Here is a 26154-nt window from a genome sequence, read left to right on the forward strand (position 1 = left end):
AGTACTTAGTGAGAAGAAATTCTCTGGAATCACTGAAGTGGTTTAAGAACCGATTCTGAGAGAGTAAGCTATGGGAGAAGGGTATTTCCTTGAAATGCGATTTAAACAGTCTTATGACACTATAAGAGGCTATCAAAAAGGTGTGAAATCCTCGCTTTTAAGCTTCACCATTCTAAGTGCATTAGAATATAATAAGAATACTAGCAAATAACAAACGGCCTCCTACATCGATAGCGATGTAGGAGGCCGTTTTCATTCGTCTTGATTTATCTACGAGGCAATCTTTTCATTACCATTTTCTCTTTCTGCTGGCATCAATAGCGGTTTTGGTGGACACATTTTCTTGGTCGCTTTAGACACGATGATAATGGTTACCAAACCTGCTACCATTGCGAGTGTTCGGAACGGGAACAGGACAATGCCATCTTCAATCATAGGATATGGTAGGAAAACTGGAAGTCCGATAATTGGTTCTCCACCACCTATTCGAAGGATGAAAGAAACGATTAATCCTGCAATTGAACCGTATTTATTCGCATCTTTCAAGAACAAAGCAGTTGTTAACTGAGGAAATAGAATCACATAAACAAGGTCCGCAGCAAGATACCACAATGCGTAGACGCTTTGAACGTTAAGGGCAATGATCGTGGCTGCAATACCAACCAAAACGATCGAGCGCTTGATCATTTTCTTAAGTTGATCGCTTGATGCATCTGGCTTGAACAGTGGTCTGTACACATTCCAGGCTGCCATAGATGATGCTGATAGAATGGAAGAATCCATTGATGACATGACGGCAGCTGCGAGAGCGCCAAGTCCAATCGCGCCAATCACTCCAGGCGTTAAATATTGTAAGACATAAGGTAGAATCATAGATGGATTATCAGGAGCATTTATACCAAGACTTGCCCAATCTGTATCTAATCCGATCGCCCCAATGATAACGGCTGGGATCGCTGCAATAATACAAATAAATCCTGCGATAATGGAAAGCCACATCGCCGTGTTTTCCGATTTAGCAGAAAGAACACGCTGGAAGTAGACCTGCCACGGAATTCCACCAAAAACGAGTAGTAAGGCAAAATCCCACCAGTTCCAATAATAGTTCCCCCATTCAGGGTCTTTCCAGCCATCTAATGGAGGGAAAAGACTTGCATAGCTTCCCATATCGGTTTGATAGTGATTCCAAACAGAACTTAACCCGCCTACTTCTGATAGTGCATAAGGAAGCACTAAGAACAGTCCGATCATAACAGCGAGCATTTGGAAGACATCAGTAAAAGCAACGGACCACATGCCACCTACGACAGTGTAAGCCACTGCAATAATGGCTGATAGAATAATAGACGTTTGAAAATCCAAACCTAGTATTGTTCCAAAAGTTGTTCCTAAAGCTGTTAAGATTGCACCACTCCAGAAGACCTCTCCTAAAAGAGCGGGAATATATAAGACACCAGCAACTTTCTTTCCGAAGCGTTGTTCAAGTGGATCAATCATGGTCATAAATTCATAGCGACGCATTTTTCTCGCATAGAAGATACCACCAACAATTAAACTTAGTGCATACCCCCATGGCGCCTGTGCCCATACTAATCCAAGTGAATAAGTTGATTCTGCAGTACCTGATATGTAACCGCCACCAACCCACGTGGCAGCCATTGTAAACATCGAGATCCACAATGGTAAAGAGCGTTTCGCTACCATCATATCTGATGCAGATTCTGATTTGCCACTTGCCATAAACGCTCCAATATAATAGATGATTCCGTAGAATACTAACATGGCAATAAAGGAGCCCCAGTTAACATTCGAATTGGTCGTTCCTAAATAAATAAACATAACTAATATAGCTGCTACAAATGTACCTACTTTTAATAATTTACCTTTTCCTTCACTCAAATACCTTCACCTCTTGAAAATTTTTAAGTTCAAATCTTTTTAAAACGTATCCTGATTAAGGAATACGTCTAATGTGTTTTCGTACATAAGCCATCGGCTATTATTGCTTTGCCGTCAATTGTTCGACTCTACGCTACTTCAGCCTTCACTTTTCTTTCGATAAACTTAAGGAAGTTGCTCCTGGATATCATTATTAGTTACTTTCAAATTCTTGTACCCCTTTCATGAAAATTAACAGTGTTAAATATTTTCTTAACGTATTTAATAATAAATATTACATGATTAGATTTCCTTGTCAAATACGCCTAGATTGATTGAAAAGAAATCGTTCTTATTTTCGTCTATAGAAACATTCATAAGTAGAAGAAGTATATTTAGATAATTACTGTAAAATCAGGATGTTTTTAAATATTTGATTTGATATCACTCTTCCTATAAATATAATTGAATGAAGATGATTGGTAACCTTTTTGACAGATCTAAGCGTAAATGATAGCATTTAAGATTGTTGGAAACGTTAAGAAAATATTTAATAAAATAAATCATGAGTTAGTGAAGATTATATTTTCGTGGCTTTTAAGGTTAATAGATAATGGATATTAACAGATTCTATATGGGGAAGACCCAAGTTTGTAATGGAGTAGAGGAACTTTCAAGCCTGAAATATGTTAGGAGTGACCAGGATGTCCAAGCTACCGATGAGTGAACGGATCGAACGAGCAGCTCTCCCGTTATTTGCGAGAAAAGGTTTTGAAGGGACATCTTTAAGCAAAATTGCGAAATGCGTTGGAATTAAAAAACCCTCTTTATACGCTCATTTTGCGAGTAAAGAAGACCTTTTTTTCTCTATTCTTCAAAAAGTCAATCGAGATTATCGGGACTTTCTAGAACTGCAAGTCAAACAGTATCGTGACATGACAACAGAAAGACAGTTATATAGTTTGTTAAAAGACCATACAACGTATCTTGAAAATGAAGATCTTGGTCTTCTATTTAAGAGATTCATGCTTTTTCCACCTCTAGTACTGAAAGACACATTTAATGAACAGTTTATTCAATCAGAAGAAGCGTTAACGAACGTATTATTAGGTGTAGTGAAAGAGGGGAAAAGAAGGGGAGATATTCAAGCCGATTCTAATGAGGTAATCGATGCTTATATATGCCTACTTGATGGCACATTTGAACAGCTCTTTTATTATTCTGAAGTGGAGCATGAAGAGCGGCTCCAAAATGCCTGGCGTATTTTCTGGAGAGGGATACAAAGGGGATAAATATAAAGGGCGGATATAGTATCAATGTTGAAACCGGTCTAACCCTTTTGATTAGACCGGTTTCACTGAACTTAATAATAATTTCAATGCTACTGATAAATCTCAATGTGCTTAATCTTATAATCCCCATATTCATCTGTCACAACATAATAGTCTTTGGTTCGCTCATACACGCTCCATTCCCCAGACGCATTCATGAAATCAAAAACCTCATAGGTGCTAACGATCGCTTGATCGGTCTGCATGTCAATATTGGTTACATCATTTAACGTGAATTGAAAGACCATGCCCTGACCGCTTATCTCGTCTAGGTAGTTAGCCATTTCATAATAGGCCTGACTGTCATACAGAAGCTGGTCTTCAATATAACCAAAGTCTTCATTTCGCAATGCCGTTTCATAGTTTCCTCTGAAATTAATAATAAAGTTAGCAAGACTTGCTTCATCATATGGAACATGATAAGTTTCTTCTTCCTCTTCTGCATCTTCATCATACGCTGAAGTCTCATTGTAGAAGTTAAAGGTACTGGAAACTTCAGTTTCATCCATTGGAGATTGTGACCAGTTCGTTAATAATTCCGTCATTGTGTACATTGGGATGGAGAAGGCAATCGATTCATCGCTCGTTAACAGGGCGGAGTTAATGCCGATCACTTTTCCTGTCTTTCCATCTAACAATGGTCCGCCGCTGCTTCCTGGTGAAACTTGAGCATCGATTTGATAGACGTTTTCGTATTGAAACTCGGATTCAAATGAACGGTCTAGCCCCGTAAGGTAGCCGATCGATGCTGTATTTTCTAATCCTCGAGGGCTTCCAAGTGCGATGACTTCGGTTCCAACTTCAGATTCTTTCATTTCCATCTCCAAAGGAGAAGTACCTTTTAGATTCTGGACTTCAATGAGAGCGACATCATACTGATTTGAGATGCCGATCACCTTGCCATTCATTTCTCGGCCATCCTGGTCGCGCAAGATGACATCAATATAGCCTGCTACCACATGTGCATTGGTCACAACTGCTCCATTATCCTGAAATAAGAATCCAGATCCAAGACTATCATCGGTTAAAATGGTATACACTTTAGTTTGTGCTTCACGTATGATTTCTTTCTTATCTTTTTCTGTGGAGGTTTGAGGGGAAGGGGGTTTCTGTTCTTTCGTGCTTTCTTCCTTAGGAACACTTTGTGATGAATTTGCATTCGCTTCTTTTTGAGCTGCATCTTCTGGTTCTTCTTGTAATTTCGTAGAGTCAGAGATTTTTTCGATTGGCGTTTGAATCGTCTCTTCTACTGTTGTTTCGCTATTTCGTTCTTTATCGAGAACGAAAGCGTAAATAAAGACACCGCTTATTAATAAAAAGGTAAGGATGATACCGGTCAACCACAATCGACTCCTCTGCTGATCCCTCGCATACGAGTGACCACACTGGCTGCAAAACCGAGCATTTTCTATGTTTTTCGTCCCGCACTTTGGACAAAACATAACCCTCTCCTCCTTCATATTCTTTGTTGATTATTATACCTCAACTTAAAGCTTGAGAGGGGTTTCAAAATAGAATATATAGGAAGAAATGTAGCGTCAACGAAAGAGAATGGGTGATCCTTCTAATTAGTACTTTCGCTGTTTAGTAGGAATTTCATTACATTTTTATTCCATCAACTATTAGGTTATATTTCCTATTTATCCAGAAAACGAGAGCTCTTCATTGCAGAAGAAATAGAAGAGGAGTAAAGTGTCTCGATGTTAACAGTCTATATAAGAAAGGGTGGATGAAATGATGAACGAAGGCTTTGTAAAAGTGAATGATGTGAACCTTCATTACGTTTCAGAAGGAGAAGGGGAACTGATGCTGTTTCTCCATGGTTTCCCTTATTTCTGGTACAACTGGCATCATCAGATGGAAGAGTTTTCAAAGGATTATCGTGTTGTTGCTGTTGATATGAGAGGGTACAACGTTTCTGACAAGCCTGAAGGGATTTCTTCATATGAAATGTCCATTCTCGTTGAAGATGTAAAACAGCTGATTGAAGCGTTTGGGGAGAAAGACTGTGTTTTAGTTGCTCATGACTGGGGCGGAGCGGTGGCGTGGACGTTAGCTTATACTGCACCTGAATACGTGAAGAAGTTAATTATGTTTGATGCGCCTCACCCGTATACATTTAGACGGGAGCTAGAAGAGAATCCAGGACAGCGAGAAGCGAGTAGTTATATGGGATACTTCCAGCGACCAGATTCTCATGAAGCACTGCTTGAGAATAACGCAGAACGATTAAGAAACATGATGACGATTCCTGGAAAGAAAAAAGGGTATTTAACGGAAGAGGATGAAGAGAAGTACATAGAGGCGTGGATGCAGCCGGATGCGATGAAGTCTATGCTTCACTATTACCGGGCAGTTTCCTTCTATCCATTTGAAGAGCACGTTCAAAAACCGCTGGAACTTGCGTATCAAATGTTTGAATCACCAACGCTAATCATTTGGGGCGATGCTGATCCGGCTTTTGAAAACAGTAACCTGGACGGGGTAGAAGACTACGTTCGTGACCTTACGATTCACCGAATGGAAGGGGTCAGTCATGCCCCTCATCATGAGAAACCGCACGTGGTAAACCGGTATATGCGTAACTTTTTAGAAGAAAAGAAATGATGAAGCAGGCTGTCCCTGATTAATGGGGGCAGCTTTTTGAAAATTTATTAATGAAAAAGTGGAGAGTACGTTTCAATTTGTGCTATTTCATTATTTCCTTAATAAGATTCGTCATCATTCTGTTTGCTACATTCTAGTAAGTGGTAAAAGTTAGTGAGTTCAATGATTCCATACGAAGGAGAGTAAACTAACGATCACAAACCATTTTTAAAATAACGTTCCTAGAAAAAACGAACCTAATAGAAACTTGTTATATAAGCCACCGTATACACCCGTGATTTGAACAGTTCCGCATTTTCTTACCGCCTTTGTTGCGATTTGGATTGCTCCAAGGGTTCCTCCTTGGAACTTTAACTTTTGTTCCACGTATTCAATAGGAGATTTCTTTCCATCTATCCCAACGCAATCAATTACAACGTCGGCCCCACCTTTTGTGATTTCATTTAATGTTTCTCCCATGTCATCATATTGTGTGAAATCAAAAATCTCGGTCCGATTCGTTTTTTTTAGAATGATTTAACCCGTACGTAAGGTAATCGACCGCGATTACACGTTCAGCCCCTTTTAGCCAGGCAAATTGTTGCGCCATCAGTCCAACAGGTCCATATCCTAGTACGATGACAGTATCTCCTTTTTTTACGCCCGCATGCTCGACACTCGAATAGGCAGTTGGAAGAACGTCTGATAAGAAGAGTAACTGCTCTTCTTCTAATTCACTATCTTACGGAATAAGGAAAGGCGTATAGTTTCCGAATGGAGTTCTTAGGTACTGAGCTTGTCCACCTGGATAGTTACCAAACTTTTTGGAGTAACCTAATAAATTAATTAGGTTCAGCTAATAAATAGAAAAGATACTAGAGTAGAATTGTTGGAGTGTGATGTACCTAATTACTCCTGTTGTTTATTCTGGCTAAAATTGCGAAACATTCGTTTTCAATTTTCTAAAAATCAGTTGACACGCAATAAGAAACCGCTTACAATAAAACCAATCAAAGCATCTACGTAAACGATTAAATGAATTCTTTAATTCATGATCATAGGCTGATATGATGAATCATCCACAGGGAATTCATTTTTTTTATCGCAAAAAGTAATCGATTACGTAAACGATTAATTATAGGTGAGGAGAGATTATGGAGACGAAACTTAGAGCGTTACCTAGAAGAAATATCCGTAGTGTCCCAAAGGTCAACAGCTCCTGGAAAAAGGTTTTACATAACTATGAATTGTACTTATTTTTACTTCCTACGCTAATTTACTTCATTGTCTTTCACTACGTTCCGATGTATGGCGTCCTCATTGCATTTCAAGATTACATGCCCACATTAGGGGTATCAGGAAGCCCCTGGGTTGGTTTTGAACACTTCGAACGCTTTTTTAATTCCTTTCAGTTCTGGACTTTGTTAGAGAATACACTCGAGCTTAGTGTGTTGCAGTTGTTATTTGGATTTCCATTGCCGATCATGATTGCGCTTCTCTTAAATCAGTTACGAAATCAACGTTACAAAAAATTTGTACAAACCGTCATTTATGCGCCTCACTTTATCTCAGTTGTTGTTCTAGTAGGTATGGTTTACGTGTTTTTCTCACCGAATGGTCTCATTAACAATTTTCTTATGATCTTTGGCGCCGAACCGGTTCACTTTATGTCTCAGGCAGGTTGGTTTAAACCACTCTACATTTCTTCAGGCTTATGGCAAGAAACAGGTTGGGCAGCGATTATTTATCTTGCCGCATTAGCTGGTGTTAGTCCGGAAGTTCATGAAGCCGCGATTATGGATGGCGCTAGTAAGTGGCAGCGAATTCTTCATGTTGATATTCCAGCGATCTTACCTACGGCGATGATTTTATTAGTGCTCTCAGTAGGAAATCTCATGAACATTGGATTCGAGAAAGCGTATTTAATGCAAACGCCGTTAAACGTTTCAGCAGGTGAAATTATTCCAACTTATGTGTATAAAGTCGGTTTGCAGGGTGCTCAGTACAGTTTTGCTGCAGCGGTTGGATTGTTTAATGCAGTCATTAACTTTATCTTGTTATGGGCAGTAAATCGAGCTGCCAAGAAATTATCTGGTTCAGGCTTATGGTAAGGGGGAGTAAGAAGCAATGACTCAATATGTGATGAATCGATCGAAAATATGGTCTAGGAAATCGAAAGAGGATAAGATATTTGATCTGATTAATCTCCTCTTTCTTACAACGCTATCACTCGTTGTGTTATACCCGCTGTATTTTATTATCATTGCTTCAATTAGTAACCCGGATAGCGTCTACAATGGCGATGTATGGTTTTGGCCACAGGGGATTACGTTTGAAGGATATGAACGAATTTTCCAGGATAACCGGATCTGGACAGGTTACAAAAATACGGTGTTGTACACCGTCGTTGGAACATTAGTGAATGTTACGTTAACACTCATGGCAGCTTATGCGCTCTCAAGAAAAGATTTAGTCGGTAGAAATTTCTTCATGATCCTCTTTGTCTTTACCATGTTTTTCTCAGGGGGATTAATCCCTACTTATTTAGTTGTTAAAAACCTTGGTATGGTGGATACGATGTGGGCCCTCATTATTCCAAAGGCGGTTGCGGTTTGGAACCTGATTGTGGCACGAACATTCTTTCAATCAACAATTCCAGATGAGCTGTTAGAATCAGCCAAAATGGATGGGTGCTCAAATACAAAATTCTTCTTAAAGATCGTGTTGCCGCTATCAAAACCTATAATTGCTGTCATGGTATTGTTTTATGCCGTGACACATTGGAACTCGTTCTTTGATGCTTTGATTTATTTAAATAATGAAGATAAATATCCGTTACAGCTAATTCTAAGATCAATCCTGATTCAAAATGAAGCTTCTGCCAGTATGGTTGGCGATGTAGAATCGTTTGCTGCTCAGCAAAGAATTGCTGATTTAATTAAATATGGTGTCATTATTGTTGCGGCAATTCCGCTGCTCGTACTCTATCCTTTCATCCAAAAGTACTTTGTGAAAGGAGCTTTAATTGGAAGTATTAAAGGGTAGCCGTTGTTTTACTTCATTAATAGGAGGTGGATCGCTAGTCATATTGCTTTACCGAAGTAGCTTGCCGTAAATTAAAACCATTCGGGGGGAATTTAGAGATGGGTAAACGAAAAAGTTGGGCTTTTCCGTTCATATGTTTGATGCTCTGTTTCATTCTTGTATTAAGTGCTTGTTCTTCGAAAGATAGTAGTTCTGATGGGAAGGCCGAATCTGCTGAGTTTAATAAAGAAGGACTTCCAATTGTTGATGATCAAGTTACCCTGGAATTTGTATCACCAAAAGCACCACTTGCCCCAAAATACGACGAGATGGAAATTTTCAATACGTTAGAAGATGAGACGAATGTGAAAATTGAATGGAGTAACATACCGGATGACGGTTATGAAGAAAAGAAAAACTTGATGCTTGCAAGTGGTGACTTGCCCGATGCGTTTTATTCGGCTAAATTTACAGACCTTGACATTGTGAAGTATGGGCAAAACGGCACGCTAATTCCTCTTGAAGATTTAATTGAAGAGCATGCACCTAACATTCAAAAATTGTTTGAGAAACGCCCTGAACTAAAGAGCATGGTAACCGCTCCTGATGGACATATTTATACGCTACCTCGTGCTGAAGAAGCTGGACTTGGAGCTGTACCAAACTTTATGTCCATTAATAAAACTTGGTTAGATGAGCTCGGCTTAGAAATGCCAACGACGCTTGATGAGTATCATGATGTTCTTGTAGCCTTTAAAGAAAAAGATCCTAATGGAAATGGTAAACAAGATGAAGTTCCGTTAAGTTTCATGTTCAACTTCTGGACTGGAAACTTCGGCGATATGTTTGCAGCATTTAATATGCCAGATAACGTCGATCATCGCATTGTAAGAGATGGAGAAGTGATCTATACAGCTGTTCAACCGGAGTATAAAGAAGCCATTGACTATTATCATCAGTGGATGGAAGAAGGCTTGATTGATAAAGAATCATTTACTCAAGATGTCTCTCAGTACTTCGCTAAAGGAAAGAACGAAAAATACGGCTCTTATATTTGGTGGGAATCGGAAGAAGTAGTCGGACCAGAATTGAAAGATGATTACGTTCTCTTACCACCGCTCGAGGGCCCGAATGGAGATAAAGTTGTTGGTCGCTCCAACTATTCAGATTACTCTCGTGGCGAGTTTGCGATCACTTCGGCAAATGCAAATCCAGAAATTACAATGCGTTGGGTTGATCAGTTATATGAAACAAAGATGTCAGCTCAAATTAACTGGGGACCAATTGGCACTATTTTTGAAGAAAAAGATGGGAAACTCGTCTTAAAAGAACAGCCTGACGACGTCGTAATGGGTGAACTAAGACAAAAAGTTGCACCAAATGGACCGGTAGCGATCTTGAAGGAAGACTTTGAAGAAACAGTTGAAATGGAACCTCGTGCAAAACAGCGTTTGGAAGATTTGAATTCGATCTATGCGCCTTATCTTGAAGATGAGAATTACCCGCAAATTTTCTTTAGTCCTGATGAACTAGATGAAATTAACCGTCTAGAAGTAGACATTAAAGAATTTACGAATCAGAAGAAAGCTCAGTGGTTAATGGAAGGCGGCGTAAACGAAGAGTGGGATAGCTACAAGAAGCAGCTAGAAGATATGGGGCTAAGTCGCTTAATGGAAATCTACCAGGAAGGTTTAGATCGTTTTAAAGAGAACCAATAGAAAATAGGCACAGTAAAGAAAGTTAGAACACTCGTGTTCTAACTTTCTTTACAAATTGGGAGTGTGGTTGATGGGGAATATGAAGTTGGAAAAATCATTGTTAGCGCATTGGGCATTCACAGAGGGCAGTGGAAGTATTGTCCATGACGGGCCTAATCAAGATGTGATTCACTATGTATTTAATGAGCGGCGGTCCACTTGGCATGCTGATGAACCGCAGTGGCGTATCGGATTAAATGGACACGCTCTTGTATTTGATGGTTATTCAACTTGGATTGAACGAAAAGAAGGCATTCGTTCAATCGATCAAGCGTTTACCATTGAAGCTTGGTTAGCTCCACGTTCATTTGGTGGAATAGAAGATGAGCGACTGACGGGTATTGTGAATCAACATAATCGAGGAATGAATGAAGGGTTTATTCTAGGTATTCATAGGCATGGGAAGTGGGCATTGCAAATTGGTGTAGATGGTGAATGGGTCGAAGTGTGGGCTGAAAATTTTCCGATACCGAAGTTAAAGTGGTCGCATTTAGCCGCAAGTTTTAACGGTCAAGAAGGACAGATCACATTGTATTTAAATGGTGAAAAAGTTGCCGAGAAAACAATCGGTCAAAACGTGTCGATGGCTGCTAGTCATGAGGCGCTTTTGATCGGTAAAAGTAACGATGGGCTGACGATTGAAAACGTGTTTTCGTTAAACATGTTTAGTGGTTTACTAGATGATATTAAAATCTATAATCGAGTCCTAAGTGAAGGAGAAATAACAAAGAGTTTTACAGATCACCTTTTACCTTATAAAGGAGAGATTCCGCCCTTACCTTATCAGGATATTGCGATGGACAGAAGCGTTTATGATCGTGACCCGCACCGACCAAAATTTCATTTAACACCACCTGGTCATTGGATGAATGAGCCGCATGCGCCTCTTTATTTCAAAGGGAAGTACCATTTGTTTTATCAGCATAATCCACAGGGGCCTTATTGGGGCAACATTCAGTGGGGACACTGGGTGAGTGATGATCTCGTGCATTGGCGCGACTTACCTATTGCCATTGAAACGGAAGCAGATGAGTTAGCTCCAGACGGCATTTGGTCAGGAAATGCCGCTTACGATGAAGAGGGATTACCCGTTTTGTTTTTTACAGCAGGTAATTCATCAATGAAGCCCAATCAAATGACAGGATTAGCGAGAAGTACGTATAGAGAAAATCAAGATATCGATTTAAAGAAATGGAAAAAACATCCCGTACCCGTAACGGTTCAGCCTAATCATATGGGTCTGCATCATGATGGGTTTCGAGATCCTTTTGTATGGAAAGAAGATGGGATCTGGTACCAAATTGTCGGCACTGGATTAGAAGGTGTAAGTGGTGCTGCGATTCTTTTCACTTCTGATAATTTAGTTGATTGGGAATGCAAAGGTCTTCTCTACGATGATAAAGATCAGGAGTTTCCCTTCTTAGGTGAAGTGTGGGAACTGCCGATTTTACTTCCGCTTGGCAAGGGAAAGCATCTATTTATCATTAGTCCTGTTGGAAGAAATGCTGATGTAGAAGTGTTTTATTGGATTGGGACATGGGATAAACAGCGTTATCGCTTTATACCAGATCAGAAAGAACCGCAGCTCATTGATGTAGGGGATTTTCATTTTACAGGACCAAGTGCCATGGTTGATCCCAAAACGGGGCGCTTGCTTTTGTTTACGATTGCTCAAGGAAGGCGTTCGCTTAAAGATGAATATGGAGCAGGATGGGCACATAATGGGGGACTTCCTGTACAACTTTGGTTACGAGACGATGGAAGATTAGGTGTTAAGCCGATCGAAGAATTAATAACGTTACGCCAGAAAAAACTCGTTTCGTTAAAAGATCAATCCGTTGAAGAGACTAATGATATCTTAGCTCATGTGAAAGGAAATATGCTTGAGATCTGTGTTGAATTTCAAGGTGACGTTGCGCGTGAATATGGTGTAAAGGTTTTAAAGTCTGATTGTGGGAATGTCGAAACGCTCCTTTCTTATAACAGTCGAGAAGAGACGTTGAATGTTATAAAGAAAACAAATGATTCAAGCCCTGCCCAAGCTCAAGGTGGAAAGCTTCTACTAAATGGAGAGCAGTTAAAGCTCCATATTTACGTCGACTGTTCGATCGTCGAGTGTTATGCCAATGAGTTAAAAAGTATAACGACGAGAGTATACCCTGATATCGAAGCATTAGGATTAGAAATATGGGCGAATGATTCGGTAACAGTGAAGTCGATGGAAGTTTGGGAGATGAAGCCTGGGTTTTAATGTTCTGTGCTCGTGCTAATAACTAATAACTAATAACTAATAACCCAAGTTGCCCGAATGGATAAGTCACTTATTTTGAAGGGAGCTTTATAAACTCATGCTCAATCGCTGTAGCTTGAAAATGGTTTCTCTGACTGTCTTATTCGTCATAAGTAGCTTGTTGCCAATGAGTATTTCGAAACCTGTTCATGCCCAAACGACTATTGCAAACCCAAGTTTCGAAACAGGGGATTTGTCTGGTTGGAAAATTGTAAGTGGTAACGCGTTCAATGAGAAAGATGTAACAGATGAATCTAGCTATTGGGATAAACAAACTTTTAATCAAAAGAACTTCTGGCATATCTGGGGAGGGAGAGGGGACGATTCAAAAGTTGGGGTCATGCAGTCTGAAACCTTTACTCTTGGAGGAGATGGTCAGATTGACTTTCTAACTGGGGGAGATTCAGATGCGGATCACTTATCGATCTCTCTCGTTAGAGAATCAGACGGAGTAGAATTAATGAAGGAAACAGGGACTGGAACAGATACATATTCCAAGAAGAGTTGGGATGCCTCCGCTCATATCGGCACAGTAGTTAGGATAAAAATTGTTGATTCAACGACGACGGGGCATATCAATATTGATGATGTGAATGTTCCTGCGACCCCTTCCTTACATGACCATGTAGAGCCTTCTATTTATAATCATGATTTCGAATATACGGCGCTAACTCCATATGAAATAAGGGGATGGGAAATTGTCAGCGGAGATGCGTTTGGCCCAGAGAGCCTTGTTCATGAAAAAGAGTGGAGTGAAGGCGATGAATTTTTGCATGAAGGACGCTACCATTTATGGAATTTTAACGATGGTGGAGACGATCAAGTAGGCGAATTGCACTCAGAGCCATTTACGATCAATCAAAATGGCGGAATCGATTTTCTTATTGGAGGAGGGAATGACGAGGACAATCTATATGTTGCTCTCGTAAGAACGTCTGATGGAAAAGAATTACGAAAAGAAACCGGGCGTGATACAGAAAAGTACCAGCGCGTTTATTGGGATGTTTCAGAATACGTTGATGAAGAAGTGGTTATTAAAATCGTCGATAATGCTAAAGGAGCGTTTGGACATATCAATGTTGATGACTTTCGAACAACCAGTTCTCCTTTCACTAATGGGGTAATGGCTCACTGGAGTTTAGATGAAGGTACTGGTCAGGATACTGTAGAGGAAGTAACAGGTGAAACCAATTTAATTGATTACCATCTTAGTAAGGGCGTTTTTCAGGAAGCGCATGATCCACTATGGAAGGACGGCATTTCAAACGGTGCCCTCTTATTTGATGGGTACTCTACCTGGATTAAACAGAGCCCTACGAAACTACCTGCGCCTAAAGAAGCTATAACGGTTGAAGCCTGGGTAGCGCCAAGAAATTTTGAACATGGAGACGAAGGTCGCTTATCTGCAATTGTGAATCAGCATAACCGGGAGAAGAAAGAAGGATTCATACTCGGGAATTTTCGCCACGGTACGTGGGGGTTACAGTTTGGTACTGGAGACGAGTGGCATGAAGTGATGTCAAATACACTACTCCCTTTAAATGAGTGGTCATACGTCGTCGCAACGTACGATAGCACAACTGGTGAAGCAGTTCTCTACCAGAATGGTGAAAAGGTAACATCACGAAAATTTGATGCAGGAGCTACGATTAAACCGAGTGCAAGAGATTTGTTAATTGGAAAGAACAATGATGGCATGTGGTTGTATGGCTTTGATTTAAATATGTTTAGTGGGCTTATGGATGAAGTGAAAATCTACAATCAGGCCTTGGGTGCTGGGAATATGAAAGATTCCTACGAATCTTATGTAAGCGCTTTAAATGGTAATCTACCAACCGCTGATGTAAAAACCGATCGAAGTCTTTTAGCGGATGATCAACACCGCCCGCAGTTTCATATGTCTCCACCAAATCATTGGGGAAATGAACCAGGAGGTCCTATTTATTTTAATGGTCAATATCATGTGTTCTATCAGAGTAATCCTAGAGGACCATACTGGAATCATATTCGCTGGGGGCATCTTGTAAGTGATGATATGGTTCATTGGAGAGATGTTGACGATGCCGTTATCCCTGGGCGATATGATGTTGATCCCGAGGGGGCGTGGGCGGGTGGTGCTGTTGTCGATGATAACGGTGTGCCTGTCATCTTTTACACAGCGGGTGATGATCGTGATCAGCCTAATCAGCGCATTAATTTAGCAAGAAGTACTTTTTTGCAGGATGGGGATAACGATCTTAACCGTTGGGAAAAGAATTCAGAAGTGATTCTAGATCAAGAAGAAGGACAGGGGATCAAGGGTGAATTTCGAGATCCTTACGTTTTTAAAGATGGTGATACTTGGTACATGCTAGTGACTTCTGGTAAAGAAGGATCTGATGGCAAAGCCGTTGGAGGTACCGCTCTAGTGTATTCTACAAAGGATGCCAGTTTTGAAGATTGGACCTTCGAAGGAGACTTATTCGTTGGAGATTATGGAACCTATCCAGAAACAGGACGCGTTTGGGAGCTGCCGATTTTGCTGCCATTAGGAGATAGCGGAAAACATATTTTCTTGATCAACCCTGCCAAAATGCAAAGGGAGGAGTATCAGTCGAGGTATACGTACTATTGGATTGGAACGTGGAATCCGGATACCGCCAAGTTCACTCCAGATAATAAAACCCCACAATTACTCGATGTTGGAGACCATTTTACTGGACCAGCTGGAATGGTAACGCCTGATGGAAGAACTGTTATTCATAGTATTACGCAGGGCAGGCGTCCAGCAAACGACGATTATGATGCGGGATATGCTCATAATTATGGTTTGCCGACAGAGGTTTTTTATCGAGATGACGGAAAGTTAGGGATGAAGCCGATCCAAGAGTTGAACGAATTACGAGGCGAAGAGCTTATTAATCTGACATCGGATACGTCCATGGAAGAAGTGAATCAACTTCTTTCCAACATAGAAGGAGACATGCTTGAGATCCAGTTAGAACTAGACAATGGATCTGCTAATGAAGCGGGAATTAGCTTAAGACGTTCACCGAATGGTGAAGAAGAAACCATTGTGTATTACAAAGAAAGTAGCAAGGAATTTTGGGTGAACCGAACGAAATCAAGTCTCGATCCCGATGTGGAAAAATGGTACCAGGGTGGAGAGGTAGATACTGATTCGGAGACGATCAATCTGCATGTGTATGTGGATCGTTCTGAAATCAACGCCTATTTAAATGAACAAAAAGGGTTAACCACAAGAGCCTATCCGACAAGAGACGATGCGAAAGGTGTGCAGCTCTGGGCGAATGAGCAAAGTGAATCCGTCACCGTAAAATCATTACAGGTTTGGGAGATGAACTCTGCGTACGAAAAGGTGAACGCTACTGGGGTGTCACTCAATCCAGATTCGCTAGAATTAATTGCTGGAGATACAGAACAACTAACACCTGAAGTGAAGCCAGCTCAAGCAACAAATAAAGAGGTGATCTGGACTTCAAGCAATTCAAGCGTTGCGACTGTGGTGAATGGAAAAGTAACGGCTCATTCTGAAGGTGCTGCTACGATTAAAGCCGAAACAAGGGACGGAGGTCATACGGCAACGAGTGCGATTACCGTTGTTGAAGAGCCTCCTCATGATGAGTTAGTGAATCATGATTTTGAAGCTGGTAACTTAACGGGTTGGACTGTCATGGAAGGCGATGCCTTTAGCGATCTTGATGTCACGTCTGCTGATGATTGGGGGTGGGGAGGTCCATTTAATCAAAACGGAGCTTTTCATCTATACAGTGTTCATAACGGTGATGATGTCGAAACTGGAACGATACGTTCACAGAAATTCACGCTTGGAGGAAATGGACAAATCGATTTCCTCGTTTCTGGTGGAAACGATATTTATAACCTCTACGTTGCGCTAGTAAGAAGTTCAGATGGGAAAGAGTTAATGAAAATAAGTGGTGGAAACCAGGAAGGTTATACACGAGTTAAGTGGGATGCTTCTGACTACATTGGAGAGCAAGTTTATCTTAAAGTTGTTGATCGTTCCAAAGGTTCTTGGGGGCACATTAGTATTGACGATGTGAATGCGCCTTTGAAGCCTCCGAATAACGTAACGATAGCGAACCCCAATTTTGAGACGGGAGACTTGAGCGGATGGAAGGTTACCGGGAAGGCCTTTAGTGACCGGGATGTCACACAGGATGAAGAGTGGGAGTGGGACTGTTGTTTCAATCATCAAGACGCGTATCACATGTGGAACTTCAAAGATGGTGGAGATGCTCAAATAGGTGAAATGCAATCAGAGCCCTTTACACTCTATGGAAGTGGGTGGATTGACTTCTTGATTGGCGGAGGGAAAAGTAGTGATCATTTATATGTTTCTCTCGTAAATGTAGCTGATGGGAAAGAGCTCTTTAAATCGACCGGTACAGAGAATGAACAGTATAAGCGGGTTTACTGGGACGCTTCTTCTTATATAGGTGAAGAGGTATTCCTTAAGGTGGTGGACAAGGCTACGGGCGGATGGGGCCATATCAATGTTGATGATTTTCATGTGTTCAATACAGAAGAGGATCTTTTAACAAGTGAGCGATACGAAAAGTATCGTTCACAGTTTCATTATACTCCCGAAAAAAATTGGATGAATGATCCCAATGGGCTTGTTTATCATGATGGAGAATACCATGTGTTTTATCAGTATAATCCAACTGGTGTCACATGGGGACCAATGAATTGGGGGCATGCGGTTAGTAAAGATTTAGTAAATTGGGAACGACTACCGACTGCGCTAGAAGAAGATGAGAACGGATTTATATGGTCAGGTAGCGTTGTCGTGGATGAAGACAATACAGCCGGGTTTGGGAATGATGCCATGGTGGCGATGTTTACGCATGAAAAAGGCGGAAATCAAAGTCAAAGTCTCGCTTATAGCAATGATAACGGTCGGTCGTGGCAAAAGTATGCTGGAAATCCCGTCCTCACAAACATCGACCAATTCTCAGTTTTTAGAGATCCGAAAGTATTCTGGCATGAAGCATCCAATCAATGGGTCATGCTACTTGCAGTGGAAGATCAATTTCAAAAGCAATTTGTTCGCATCTACCATTCGGAAGACATGAAGGATTGGACATTTGCGAGCGACTTTGGTGAAAATCAAGGATCACATGAAGGGGTTTGGGAAGTGCCAGATCTATTTCCATTACCTGTCGATGGTGATCCACAAAACACCAAATGGGTGATGCAGGTAAGTCTTAGTAAAGGTGCCCCTGCTGGCGGTTCAGGTGTACAATATTTTATTGGCGATTTTGATGGAACGACCTTTCGTAATGACAATCTAGCAAGTACCGTACTATATGCCGATCATGGGGCTGACTATTATGCTCCGCTAACTTTTAATCATGTACCAGATGGACGTCGAATTGCGATGGGATGGATGAATAATTGGGAGTATGGCCAAGCAATCCCAACTTCTATATGGCGAAGCAAACTAACGGTTCCAAAAGAATTAGGTTTAAAACGCATTTCGGATTTAGGTGTTCGCCTCGTTCAAACTCCTGTCAGTGAGCTTCAGAGTTTGAGAGGGGAAGAACGTTATTGGACGAATGAGGTAGTTGTACCGGGTGAGAATCTATTATCGGATATAAAAGGAGATACGTTAGAAATAGTTGCTGAATTTCAAACAGAACAATCAACAGCAAAAGAAGTTGGTTTTAAAGTTCGGGTTGGACATGATGAATTCACAGAAGTCAGTTACGACATGACAAATGCGACGTTATCGTTAGATCGTTCTAAGTCTGGTGATACGAGTTTTAGCCAGTCTTTTGCTGCGAAGCATGAAGCAGTCATGATGCCTTATGAAGGATTAGTTACTCTCCATTTACTTGTTGATCGATCTTCTATTGAAGTTTTTGGGAATGATGGTCAGGTCGTATTCTCAGATCAAATCTTTCCACATCTAACAAGTGATCAGATAGAGCTGTACGCAATTGATGGAGAAATAAGCATGAAATCTTTAGAGATCTATCAGTTAGATAAAGCTACTATTATTAACGGGAATTGAGATTAATTATATTGAAATAGACTCTTTTTAGATCAAGCAGAAAGTTAATTGACAGCGCTTACTTTAATAACTATAATTAATGCTATAGTATACGTAATCGTTTACTTAAGCTCTTTTTAAGAGCTTCTTTTATAAAAAGTAACGTAATCGATTACGCGACATGTGATTCGCAGCCTTTAAAGGAGCAAGTAATTTGATAAGTAGGTGAAAAAGATATGGGCACCGTTAAAGATGGAAGCAATATGCGTTCAAAAATGAAAGATGTCGCTCAAAAAGCAGGTGTCTCAACGGCCACCGTTTCTCACGTGATTAACGGAACGAGGTATGTTTCTGAAAATACGAAGAAAAAGGTCTATCAGGCTATGCGGGATCTTAACTACAGTCCGAACTTCGTAGCTAGAAGTCTTCGAAGCAGTAGTTCAAAAACGATCGGTTTGATCATTCCTGCTAAAGAAATGGATACCTCGGGTTTTTTCTTTATGTCAATTGCGCACAGCATTGAGAAAAAGCTTAAGGAAATTGGCTATCAGTTAATTCTAAGTAATTCAAATGAAGAAATTGAAAATGAGATTCAACAAATCAATATGTTTAAAAACCAAATGATTGATGGGTTAATTATGGCACCAACCTTTGGAGATCATAGCTATTTGAAGGAATATGAAGATCAGTTACCGATTGTATTTATTGATCGAAAGCCAGAGGGGATTGATTGTGATTGTGTGCTTGTCGATAACTTCAAAGGCACTTATGAGGCGATGAATCATTTGATTCAGAAGGGACATCAAAGAATCGGATATATTTCCGGTCCGCTTGGGCTAACGACGAGTGATGAACGGCTTAGAGGATATAAACATGCGTTATTAGAAAACAATCTTCAGGTTGATGAATCAATGATTGTGATCGACGAAGCTTCATTGGAAGCTGGCAAAAATGCGATGGCATTTTTACTTGAGCAATCCAAATGCACGGCGGTCATGATTGGGAACAACATTCTCACATTAGGTTCAGTCGTAACGTTAAATAAAAGCAAGATTCAAGTACCAGAACAGATGGCTGTCATTGGCTATGATAACTACGAATGGACTGAAGCAACCAATCCACCTTTAACCATTATTAAACAGCCAATTCATGAGATAGGCGAAAGAGCAGCAGAATTGTTGATCGCACGTTTAGAAAATCCGCAGAAAGAATCTTCCTGTGTGAGCTTGCCGTCCAGCTTAGAAATACGAAGTTCATGTTAGGAAAACAGTAGATTGATACGACGGGAGGAGAGTGAGTTGGGAGATCATAAATACAAGGTATTTACGTTTCTAGAAAAAGCAGTGGATTTTCTCTTTCTCAGTTTTATATGGGCGGTCATGTGTGTACCAATCATTACGATTTTCCCTTCAACAGCGGCTATGTTCGGTGTTGTTAGAACGTGGCAACTACAAAAAGGAGAAGCTGGTGTTTTCATTACATTTTTTAAGTTATTTAGAGAGAATTTCAAACAAAGCTTTGGCATATCCCTTATTTGGAGTTTAGTAGGACTTTCTTTATACCTTAATTTCCAAATCGTATCTCTAACTGGCTCACTGGTCGAAATTGCGATTTTTATTGTGAGTGTTTTACTAAGTATCATTTTTATTCTTATAACCATATACTTATTTCCGATGATGGTTCATGTGAAAGCAAGGTGGCACGAACTGGTGAGAAATTCATTTTTTCTTGTTGTAGCAAGTCCTTATTCAACGATCATCATTGGTGTTGTCACCTTTGGGACAGTCTATTTCTTGTTAGATAATCCAGCAGGACTATTCTTCATCTCAAGTGTGTTAGCTTACTTTATTAGTTATTGGTTTCTTAAAGCCATTAGTAAACTACAAATCAATTAATCGTTTCGTTAAAAACTTTGTTGACGGAAAGGGTGCTGAATATTGGATGTTGAACAAGTGATTCCTCGAAGCAACTATTCAGAGAAGCATAGACCTCAGTTTCATTTCACTCCGGAATCAAATTGGATGAACGACCCAAATGGGATGGTATATTTTAACGGAGAATATCATTTATTCTATCAATACCATCCTTATAGTAGCGTGTGGGGACCGATGCATTGGGGACATGCGGTGAGTAAAGATTTCATTCACTGGGAGCACCTCCCTATTGCGTTAAAGCCTGATCAAAACGGGGCTATTTTCTCAGGAAGTGCGGTTGTTGACTGGGATGATACAACTGGTTTCTTTAATGGGCAAAGCGGTCTCGTAGCCATCTTCACTCATGCGGATACCTATCCTGGATCCGAGAGACCAAGGCAGCGGCAGAGTCTAGCTTACAGCAGCGATAATGGAAGGAGCTGGACATTTTATAAAGGCAATCCAGTCTTGTCAGAACCTCGAATGCTAGATTTTCGAGATCCTAAAGTTTTCTGGCACAAAGAAACAAATCGCTGGGTTATGGTGATTGCATCGGGGCAATCCATTAGTCTTTACACATCAATCAATTTAATCGATTGGCAGTTTGCGAGCACGTATGGAGAGAATGAAGGATCGCATCATGGAGTATGGGAATGTCCTGATTTATTTAGACTACCAGTGGATCACGATCCATCCAAACAAAAGTGGGTATTACTTGTTAGTCTAGGCGACAATCCAGATGTTGAGAGTGGTTCAAAAACGCAATATTTTATTGGTGAATTTGATGGCGAAACGTTTCGAAATGATCATCAACCAGATCATGTGCGCTGGCTTGATCACGGAAGAGATAACTACGCAGGTGTAACGTGGTCTGATCTACCAGCTCATGATGGGAGAAGGATTTTGATTGGATGGATGAGCAACTGGCGCTATGCGAATGAAACGCCTACAAAAGGATGGCGAAGCGCGATGACTATTCCTAGAGAATTAGCCCTGAAATCCACTTCGAATGGTATCCAACTTACCCAGCAGCCTGTTGCAGAACTTGAAAAGATTAAAAAGCCTCTCGCTCTGTTTAAAGATCAAAAGGTACAATCAGGAGATAATCTACTACCTAGTATACGTGGAAACACACTTGCGATAACGATTGATCTTGATCCAGGTTTATCAGAAGTAGTTGGCTTAAAGGTCTTAAAGTCTGATAAAGAAGAGACTGTTATTGAATATCATACTAAAACAGAAATACTAACCTTTGATCGAACTCAATCAGGAGACTCTTCTTTTCATGATTCTTTTGCCTGTAAGCAGACAGTTAAAATGGGTCTTATAGGAAAGCGTTTACAGTTGAACGTGTTAATTGATCGCTCCTCTATTGAGATTTTTGGGAATGGTGGAGAAACCGTTCTGACGAATTTAGTGTTTCCTTCAGAAGATAGCAATGGTCTTGAGTTATACAGTAGCAGTGAAGTTTTTATTCATTCACTTGAGGTAAATCGATTGAATTCTGTGTGGTCCAATTCATAATTTGGTTTCAAAAAGATGAGTCAGACTTTTAAAGAGGCTGCGTTATAGGTAAAGGCCGAGTTTCTAATTGGAAACCCGGCCTTTACCTATGCTTCCTCTAAAACGTCTGAATAGAATTAGAGTGACGTGTTTTCATGTTTTTTTATCAAATGAGCAATGTCTTCTTCTTTCACATTTAAAAACATGTTCATAACGAACAGAAGGACACTTAAGACAAGGAGGTTAGGAAAGATCATGAGAAGAATGGTTAAGGAAGTATTGCCAGCAAGGAAGAAAGATAGCCCTAGCATAAATAAAGGGAATGAAACGTTATAAAGCCAGAAATGAAGTTTTGCTAAACGTGTTTGACTAGCTTTTGGAAATAGAATGTAGATAAAACCAAACAAGCCCATTGAAACCCATCCTAACAGGTTTATATGAGCGTGAGCACCTGCCAAACTGTGATCTTCCATGATCTCCATCACTAACCCCATGCTCACTCCAATTAGGAAATAAAGAGCTGCCAATTTAAGAAACCATACGCCCATTTTCATTGAACCCCTCCAATACTTGTTTGATAGCCCGTTTAAGTATATCTCGCTAGAAGGTGAATTATGACGAGTATAAAGAAGAGCTTATTCATCAACTTTTGTTGGATAACCTTGTCCTTCTAAACTTTTTACCTTCTCATTTGGTACAATAAAACGAACCAAAGCTCACTTTCTTACAAGAAGTGAAACATTAAAAAAAGGTAAGGTGTCAAAATGAACGTTAAACAAAAATGTGCCAAAGCAGCGCTAGCATACATAACAGATGAAACCATTATCGGTCTTGGTGGTGGAAGTACAATTGGATATTTAACTGACTTTATTAAGGAAGAAAAGTTAAATGTAAAAGTCGTAACGCCATCTCTAAAAACGAAGCATCTATGCGTAAATCAGGGACTCGAAGTGTTACCAACAAGTACTGTTGATGAAGTAGATGTTGCATTTGATGGTTGTGATGAGGTTGATGAGAACTTGCATGCACTGAAGAGCGGAGGAGGCATTCATACGCAGGAAAAGCTCATTGCTCATATGGCAAAAGAATATATTTTGCTCGTTGATGATTCTAAAGTTGTTCCAGAGTTAACGTATAAGCATCCAGTCGTGCTCGAGATCTTGCAGGATTCACTCGCATTTGTACACAAGAAAGCGGGAGAGATGGGTGGTAAGGCAGAAGTGCGTTCAAGTTCTGTGAAGGATGGATATACAGTCACCGATTATGGAAACTTTTTAGTTGATGTGTGGTTTGAGGCCGGTCAGGATGGTAGGCAACTCGAAATAAAGCTGAAAGAAATACCTGGTGTACTTGATGTGTCACTCTTTACGACGGTAGTTTCAAAAGCATTAGTGGCAAGTGAAGTAGGAATTCACGAGATTTCTAAAAGAGAGTGATGATGATGACTGAAAGAAGGTGCCTGTCACTCCATGCTATCAGGAGGAGCAGGCATTTATTATTCTTGATTTTCTGTCCCCCACAAATGCATCTGCTCTAAGATCGGTATCAATGTTTTTCCTTTTTCCGTAATCGAATATTCCACTTTAGGGGGAACGGTATTTTCTTGCTGGCGGTCGATGAAGCCTTCTTCTTCTAATTCTTTTAGCTGCTGACTCATTACTTTGTGCGTGACTCCTGGTAGTAACTTACGTAGTTCATTGTATCGGAAACTTCCATCCATACAAAGGTGCCACAAGATGACCGTTTTCCATTTGCCACCGATTTTCTTTAGCGTATATTCAATCGAGCATTTCAATTTTCCGTTTTGATCGACTGGAGAAGTCATGTTGTGTCGACTCCTTTCTTACCTTTTGGTTAGTATCGTACAAAAAAGTGCGGTCTTACATGATTTTTTTGTTCTCAGTATAATAAACGTGTGTTGTCAGAACATAATCATGATCATCACTAAGGAGGAGTACAAAACTATGTTACCATATCCACGAAGTTTTTCTCATATCGGACTATCTGTCCCAAACCTTGAAGAGGCGATTAAATTTTATAAAGAAGTATTCGGATGGTATATCTTGATGGAGCCGTCTGATGTGCAAAATGACGATTCAGCAATCGGTCAAATGTGCCGTGACGTATTTGGAGATGATTGGGAAACGTTTCGAATTGCTCATCTCTCAACAGGAGATAAAATTGGTGTTGAAATGTTTGAATTTCCACAAAATGAAAAGCCGGAAAACAACTTCGAATACTGGAAGACAGGGATTTTCCATTTCTGCATTCAGGATCCTGATGTTGAAGGCATGGTTGAAAAAATCGTTCAGCACGGTGGGAAACAGCGTATGCCAATCCGTGAGTACTATCCTGGCGAAAAACCATATCGCATGGTCTATGTAGAAGATCCATTTGGCAATATTTTCGAGATCTACTCTCATAGCTATGAGCTGACTTATTCTGATGGTGCATACTAATAAATAGAGCGAAGAAGAATCAAGAGACTTATTCTCTTGGTTCTTTTTTTGAATAATATTTAGATTTTTTAGCTGTATTTTCTTGCTATAATTGGACCATAAACCAATTATAGGGAGGAATTCGATGGCTTTACAATCACTTGCACTCCAAACGGGAGGCAATGCTCCAATAGCACAAGAAGGCCGGGTTGAGGTGAAAATGAAATGGCTTCGTTCGTTACACGATGTGGACATCACGTGTTTTTTAGTAGAAGAGAATGGAAAAGTTCCGAATGATGATTACATGGTTTTCTATAATCAATCCGCTGATCCTTCACGTGCTGTTCAGTTTCACCAATTAAATGATAAGTCGGTTTCATTTCAGATAAAGTTAGACGAACTTCCATCTCAAATCGAAAAATGCGTCTTTACTGCCACGATTGATGGGGCGAGTACGTTTCAAGACGTTGAGGGCTGCACGTTAGTCGCTTCATCTGAAGCAACAGAAATTCGCTATGATGTAACGGACGCTAAAGAAGAGAAAGCACTAGTCGTTGCGGAGTTATATCGTTATAATGGAACATTTAAGTTGCGGGGAGTAGGGAGAGGATTTAACGGAGGGCTAAAGCCACTCGCTGAAGCGCATGGGGTTACGGTAGAGGATGAGGAAGAGGCTGAAGTAGAGGTCAAGCAGGAGCCTCCTAAAATCAATTTAACGAAAATCGATCTACTGAAGAAGCAAGTTGTGATTTCCTTACAAAAGAAAAACATTGAACATGAGAAAGCAAGAGTGGCTGTTGTGATCGATGCTTCTGGATCGATGACGAACCTTTTCTCAAAAGGAACCGTTCAGCGAGCATTCGAACGAGCGCTAGCTGTTGCTGCCCATATGGATGATGATGGCGTACTTGACGTCTGGTTTTTTGGAGATCGTTCGATGAGAGCCGCAAGTGTGACAGAAAATGACTTTGAAGATTATGTAAAGCGTACATATCCTGCACCAAAGTTCTTCCGTGGATTAGGCGTTGGTAACAACGAACCTGCTGTGATAAAAGACATTATGAAGAAATATACAAAAGAAGAGCCGAGAGAGGATATGCCTACTTATGTGCTGTTTTTTAGTGATGGGGGGATTTACAAGGATGCTGAAATTTCCTTGCTCCTAAAGAAAGCCTCTAATCATAATATTTTCTGGCAATTTATTGGGATTGGGAAAGCGAACTATGGGATCTTACAGAAACTAGATGACTTGCCTGGTAGAGTTGTAGATAACGCCGATTTCTTCCCGTTTGATGATTTAGATAAGGTGAGTGATGAGGACTTATACAATCGGCTATTTAATGAGTATCCATCCTGGTTACAGGAAGTGAAAAGGAGAGGGATGGTAAGAAGTTAATACAAGTAAAGCCCTATCA

General features: G+C 40.4%; 17 protein-coding genes and 1 pseudogene. 13 read left to right on the forward strand and 5 right to left on the reverse strand.

The window, feature by feature from the left end; all coding sequences use genetic code 11:
* Positions 1-270: 270 nt before the first annotated feature.
* A complete protein-coding gene (locus PQ578_RS04500) occupies positions 271-1839 on the reverse strand; it encodes a high affinity choline transporter 1 (protein WP_273833266.1) in 1569 nt (522 codons plus the stop codon).
* Positions 1840-2582: 743 nt separating this feature from the next.
* Here PQ578_RS04500 and PQ578_RS04505 point away from each other — a divergent pair.
* On the forward strand, positions 2583-3170 hold the full coding sequence (locus PQ578_RS04505; protein ID WP_273832377.1) for a TetR/AcrR family transcriptional regulator: 588 nt from the start codon (positions 2583-2585) through the stop codon (positions 3168-3170).
* A gap of 89 nt (positions 3171-3259) precedes the next feature.
* On the opposite strand, the gene PQ578_RS04510 is transcribed toward PQ578_RS04505, so the two are convergent.
* Positions 3260-4669: a trypsin-like peptidase domain-containing protein gene (locus PQ578_RS04510; protein ID WP_337958001.1), complete on the reverse strand. Its 1410-nt coding sequence runs from the start codon at positions 4667-4669 to the stop codon at positions 3260-3262.
* 277 nt (positions 4670-4946) lie between these two features.
* On the opposite strand from PQ578_RS04510, the gene PQ578_RS04515 reads away from it, so the two are divergent.
* Positions 4947-5816: an alpha/beta fold hydrolase gene (locus PQ578_RS04515; RefSeq protein WP_273832379.1), complete on the forward strand. Its 870-nt coding sequence runs from the start codon at positions 4947-4949 to the stop codon at positions 5814-5816.
* 202 nt (positions 5817-6018) lie between these two features.
* Here the strand turns inward: PQ578_RS04515 and PQ578_RS04520 are convergent.
* Positions 6019-6633, reverse strand: a pseudogene (locus PQ578_RS04520) (zinc-binding dehydrogenase); the annotation flags it as partial.
* A gap of 316 nt (positions 6634-6949) precedes the next feature.
* On the opposite strand from PQ578_RS04520, the gene PQ578_RS04525 reads away from it, so the two are divergent.
* From PQ578_RS04525 to PQ578_RS04560, 8 genes are all read left to right on the forward strand, one after another.
* Positions 6950-7906: an ABC transporter permease gene (locus PQ578_RS04525; RefSeq protein ID WP_273832380.1), complete on the forward strand. Its 957-nt coding sequence runs from the start codon at positions 6950-6952 to the stop codon at positions 7904-7906.
* 16 nt (positions 7907-7922) lie between these two features.
* Positions 7923-8840, forward strand: coding sequence for a carbohydrate ABC transporter permease (locus PQ578_RS04530; protein ID WP_273832381.1), 918 nt, complete (start codon positions 7923-7925; stop codon positions 8838-8840).
* A 98-nt stretch (positions 8841-8938) separates the two neighbouring features.
* Positions 8939-10537 carry an ABC transporter substrate-binding protein gene (locus PQ578_RS04535; protein ID WP_273832382.1) on the forward strand — a complete coding sequence of 533 codons (1599 nt, stop codon included), beginning with the start codon at positions 8939-8941 and terminating at the stop codon, positions 10535-10537.
* Positions 10538-10607: 70 nt separating this feature from the next.
* Positions 10608-12827: a LamG-like jellyroll fold domain-containing protein gene (locus tag PQ578_RS04540; protein ID WP_273832383.1), complete on the forward strand. Its 2220-nt coding sequence runs from the start codon at positions 10608-10610 to the stop codon at positions 12825-12827.
* A gap of 166 nt (positions 12828-12993) precedes the next feature.
* Positions 12994-18906, forward strand: coding sequence for a GH32 C-terminal domain-containing protein (locus PQ578_RS04545; RefSeq protein WP_273832384.1), 5913 nt, complete (start codon positions 12994-12996; stop codon positions 18904-18906).
* 215 nt (positions 18907-19121) lie between these two features.
* Positions 19122-20147, forward strand: a complete 1026-nt coding sequence (locus tag PQ578_RS04550; protein WP_273832385.1) for a LacI family DNA-binding transcriptional regulator — start codon at positions 19122-19124, stop codon at positions 20145-20147.
* Between the two features lie 36 nt (positions 20148-20183).
* The gene (locus tag PQ578_RS04555) at positions 20184-20780 is read left to right on the forward strand and encodes a YesL family protein (protein ID WP_273832386.1); all 597 of its coding nucleotides are present in this window, start codon (positions 20184-20186) and stop codon (positions 20778-20780) included.
* Positions 20781-20822: 42 nt separating this feature from the next.
* Complete coding sequence (locus PQ578_RS04560; RefSeq protein ID WP_273832387.1) at positions 20823-22322, forward strand: glycoside hydrolase family 32 protein; 1500 nt, start codon at positions 20823-20825, stop codon at positions 22320-22322.
* A gap of 116 nt (positions 22323-22438) precedes the next feature.
* Here the strand turns inward: PQ578_RS04560 and PQ578_RS04565 are convergent, their stop codons facing one another.
* Positions 22439-22855, reverse strand: a complete 417-nt coding sequence (locus PQ578_RS04565; RefSeq protein WP_273832388.1) for a cbb3-type cytochrome c oxidase subunit I — start codon at positions 22853-22855, stop codon at positions 22439-22441.
* Between the two features lie 210 nt (positions 22856-23065).
* Between PQ578_RS04565 and rpiA the strand changes: the two genes are divergently transcribed.
* Complete coding sequence (gene rpiA / locus PQ578_RS04570; protein WP_273832390.1) at positions 23066-23737, forward strand: ribose 5-phosphate isomerase A; 672 nt, start codon at positions 23066-23068, stop codon at positions 23735-23737.
* Between the two features lie 59 nt (positions 23738-23796).
* Here rpiA and PQ578_RS04575 read toward each other — a convergent pair whose 3' ends face one another.
* The gene (locus PQ578_RS04575; RefSeq protein WP_273832391.1) at positions 23797-24126 is read right to left on the reverse strand and encodes a winged helix-turn-helix transcriptional regulator; all 330 of its coding nucleotides are present in this window, start codon (positions 24124-24126) and stop codon (positions 23797-23799) included.
* 139 nt (positions 24127-24265) lie between these two features.
* Here PQ578_RS04575 and PQ578_RS04580 point away from each other — a divergent pair, with 139 nt between their 5' ends.
* Positions 24266-24760: a lactoylglutathione lyase family protein gene (locus tag PQ578_RS04580; RefSeq protein ID WP_273832392.1), complete on the forward strand. Its 495-nt coding sequence runs from the start codon at positions 24266-24268 to the stop codon at positions 24758-24760.
* Positions 24761-24884: 124 nt separating this feature from the next.
* Positions 24885-26135: a VWA domain-containing protein gene (locus PQ578_RS04585; protein ID WP_273832394.1), complete on the forward strand. Its 1251-nt coding sequence runs from the start codon at positions 24885-24887 to the stop codon at positions 26133-26135.
* Positions 26136-26154 lie beyond the last annotated feature (19 nt).

Origin of the sequence: Guptibacillus sedimenti (genome assembly GCF_028610665.1) — a bacterium.
GTDB classification, from domain to species: Bacteria; Bacillota; Bacilli; order Bacillales; family Guptibacillaceae; genus Guptibacillus; species Guptibacillus sedimenti.